This is a genomic window from Synechococcus sp. H70.1 (assembly GCF_047502705.1).
Lineage (GTDB): Bacteria > Cyanobacteriota > Cyanobacteriia > Thermostichales > Thermostichaceae > Thermostichus.
Window position 1 is genome coordinate 1 of record NZ_JANSIV010000129.1, and the last position, 3,474, is coordinate 3,474.

Here is a 3,474-nt window from a genome sequence, read left to right on the forward strand (position 1 = left end):
TTAAAAACCCAGGCCGTCTGCTCCTGAAGTCACCGTGCCTTTTTCTGGGTCTAGGGTAACGATGGCCCCATCGCGGATAAGGCGTGTGGCATCTTTAACCCCCACCAGCACGGGCACTCCCAGTCGCAGAGCAATGACAGCTGCATGGGAGGAGACGCCGTCCTCTTCGGTAATGACTCCAGCCGCCTGCTTGATTGCCTCTACATAGCTGGCATCGGTGGTACGGGCAACCAGGATGTCGCCGGGGGTAATCTTGCTGGCATCGAGGCTGGAGCGAAGGATACGGGCTGGGCCACTGACAGTGCCTTTGCCAAATCCTCTGCCTCTAGCTACCACCGCCTTCACCACCTCTACCTTGATGAGGTCAGTGGAACCAGAGATGCCCGGTAGGGTGCCGGCACTGAGCACCACCAAGTCCCCGTCCTTGAGCAGGCCTTCTTCCTGGGCTTGGCTAATGGCAGCTTGAAGGGTCTGGCGGGTGGTAGGCAAGTCCAGAACCAACAGGGGCCGTACCCCCCACACCAACTGCAGTCGCCGCGCCACCTCCACATGGGGTGTTACGGCCAGAATGGGGGTACGCGGGCGAAACCGCGAGACATTGCGGGCGGTAGCCCCTGTTTTGGTTAGGGTCATCACGGCTACCGCCTCCAGCTCTTCGGCAATCTCCCCCACAGCGCGGCTAATGGAATCGGCTATGAGAGTTTTGGGACGCAGCGAGTTATCCTCGGCAAAGCTGCCCCTACTTTGGCTCAACTCTTGCTGGGCAAGAGCACGTAGGTGTTGGCGGCGATCGGCGTAGAGGGGGCTGAAGTAGTCCTGTTCAATGCGCAGGGCAATGCGGGCCATGGTGGCCACCGCCTCAACAGGATATTTGCCCACCGCCGTTTCATTGGAGAGCATAACGGCATCGGTGCCGTCCAAGATGGCGTTGGCTACATCCGAAATCTCGGCCCGGGTGGGGCGGGGGTTGTGGGCCATGCTGTCCAGCATTTGGGTAGCAGTAATCACCGGGATCCCCAGGCAGTTGGCCATGGCAATGATCCGCTTCTGCAAAAGCGGCACTTCTTCCGCTGGCAGCTCCACGCCCAGATCCCCCCGCGCCACCATCACCCCGTCGCTAAGAGCCAGGATCTGGGGCAGTTGCTGGATGGCCTCGTGTTTTTCAATCTTGACGATGATGGGAACCCGCTTGCCGACGGCAGCCATCAGCTCCCGCACCTCCAGCACATCCGAGGGATCCCGCACAAAGCTGAGGGCCACCCAGTCCACTCCTTGGTTGAGGCCGAAATAGAGGTCTTCTTTGTCCTTTTCGGTAACGGCGCCAATGCTAAGGCGCACCCCAGGGAAATTTACTCCCTTGTGGTCGGAGAGGGTGCCGCCAACAATGGTGCGGCAAAAGAGCTCCCCCGCTGCCGGATCCACCGCCTCCACGCGCATCTCGACGCGACCGTCATCGAGAAGGATGGTTGCTCCTTCCGGCACCTCTTGGGCCAGCTTGTCGTAGGTGACCCAACTGCGCTCCTGGGATCCCAAAACGGGCTTACTGGTTAACACGAAGGGATCCCCGCTCTTGAGGGTAATCGAGCCTCCAGCAAACTTGCCCAGGCGGATTTTGGGCCCCTGCAGGTCCTGTAAAATGGCGACCTGGATGCCCAGGTCCATAGCGGTTTGGCGGATGAGGCGGATGTTGCGGCGGTGGAGCTCGTGATCCCCATGGGAAAAGTTAAGGCGAAGGGTGGTTGCCCCCTGCAGGATCATTTCCCTAAGAATGGCTGGATCGGAGCTGGCGGGGCCAAGGGTGGCAACAATTTTGGTGCGTCGAAAAGACTCGCTCAAGTGCATGGCAATCTTTCCCGGGGAGACCAAACCCAACTGCTCCCCCACGCAGGGATCCCCTTGATACGATAACCCGTAGTGTCTTTTTTGAGACCTTGCTTTCTGGGATTCCCAGTCAAGGAAAGTGGGCCAAGCAAGTTTGGGTTGGGAGTGGAGCCATGCCGGTAGCTTCTGAATACGCCTTTCCTTTCGAGCACCACCAAAAGTTTTCCCTGGATAACCCCACCATCTCCAGCCCCGGCGTCTCCAAACGGGAATACGTGGCCAGCAAGCTACTGCAAGGTATCCTAAGCAACTCCCAGACCCCCGTTGGCAACTTGTCTCCTGAGCAGCGCCAGGCCCTAGTCTATACGGCAGTGTTGTTGGCCGACGAGCTGCTGGCTGCCCTTGGTGCCCAGTAAGGCTCAGGCCTGACTTAGCCACAGCCCGCTAAACCCAAGCGTAAGCAGCGTCAGGGGCAGACCAAAGCGCAGGTGTTCCCCGAAGGTTAACACATACCCCTTCCTGGCTGCGGCCTCAACGGTAATTAAATTGGCCACTGCCCCAAACAAGGTCAAGTTGCCCGCTAGGGTGGAGCCGGCAGCTAGGAGTAGCCAGGCAGTCGTCCCCTGCAGCGGGAGCAGCGACTGCAGCAGCAGCACTGCCGGCACGTTGGAGATGAGGTTGGACAGGAGGGCAACAGCGGCCAGCAGCGCCAACGGGGATCCCGCCACCTGCTCCGCCCAGGGCCCTAGGCTGGGTCCCCAGCCGGCCAGCAGCTCTCGGGTTGCCCGCGTCAGGATAAACAGCCCAGAGAACATCACCAACAGATTCCAGTCCACCTGCCCCAAAAACCGCTCCGGCTTCAGCCGGCGGGTAATCAGCAAGAGGGCTGCCGCCAGCAGGGCCGACTCGGCTAGGGGCAAGCCGGCCACAAAAGCCCCAAACAGCCCCGCTGTAATGGCTACGCTCTTGCGCAACAGGGGTGGGTAGAGGCGCAGCGGCGTCCAAGGCGCCTGATGGATGAAGGGCTGCAGCGAGCGTACCTCGGGGTAGTAGAGCCACAGCAGCCCCACCTCCAGCAGCAGCCCCACCACGGCAATCGGGGTCATCTGGGCGGCAAACTCCAGGTAGCCAATTCCGGAGAAGGAGCCGATGAGAATGTTCTGCGGGTTGCCGCTCAGGGTGGCTACAGACCCTAGGTTGGTGGCTGCCGCCAAGCCCAAGAGATAGGGAATGGGGTTCAGCCCCAGCACAGTGGTTACCTGCAGCGTGAGGGGGGTAAACACCAGCGCCAGGGTATCGTTGAGGAGAAAGGCCGAGAGCAGCCCACTGCCAAACACCAGCATGAGCAAAAGCCCAAAGGGGCTGCGGCTAACCCGAATTAGGCCCAGCAAAGCCAACTGGAAGGCGCCGCCCTGGGACAAGCTGGCGTTCACCACCATCATGCTGAGGAGAAAGACAATTGTGGTTGGGTCGATGGCTGCCCAGGCCTGCGGCAGCGGCACCGTTCCTAGGGCAATGAGTAAAGCGGATCCCACCAGGGCAATCGTGGCCCGGTTCATGCGCAGCCGGGGCAGGGATCCCAGCCCCAGCCCGATATAGCTCAGGATCACCACCCCCCAAGAGAGTGCCTGTTGCACCTGCCAGCCTCTTAGC

3 protein-coding genes are annotated in these 3,474 nt (G+C 60.7%); 1 reads left to right on the plus strand and 2 read right to left on the minus strand.

The window, feature by feature from the left end; genetic code table 11:
• Positions 1-1,842: a pyruvate kinase gene (gene pyk / locus NW827_RS09390; protein WP_414360019.1), complete on the minus strand. Its 1,842-nt coding sequence runs from the start codon at positions 1,840-1,842 to the stop codon at positions 1-3.
• A 152-nt stretch (positions 1,843-1,994) separates the two neighbouring features.
• Between pyk and NW827_RS09395 the strand changes: the two genes are divergently transcribed.
• Positions 1,995-2,237: a hypothetical protein gene (locus tag NW827_RS09395; protein WP_414403289.1), complete on the plus strand. Its 243-nt coding sequence runs from the start codon at positions 1,995-1,997 to the stop codon at positions 2,235-2,237.
• Between the two features lie 3 nt (positions 2,238-2,240).
• Here NW827_RS09395 and NW827_RS09400 read toward each other — a convergent pair whose 3' ends face one another.
• Positions 2,241-3,458: an anion transporter gene (locus tag NW827_RS09400; RefSeq protein ID WP_414359180.1), complete on the minus strand. Its 1,218-nt coding sequence runs from the start codon at positions 3,456-3,458 to the stop codon at positions 2,241-2,243.
• Positions 3,459-3,474 lie beyond the last annotated feature (16 nt).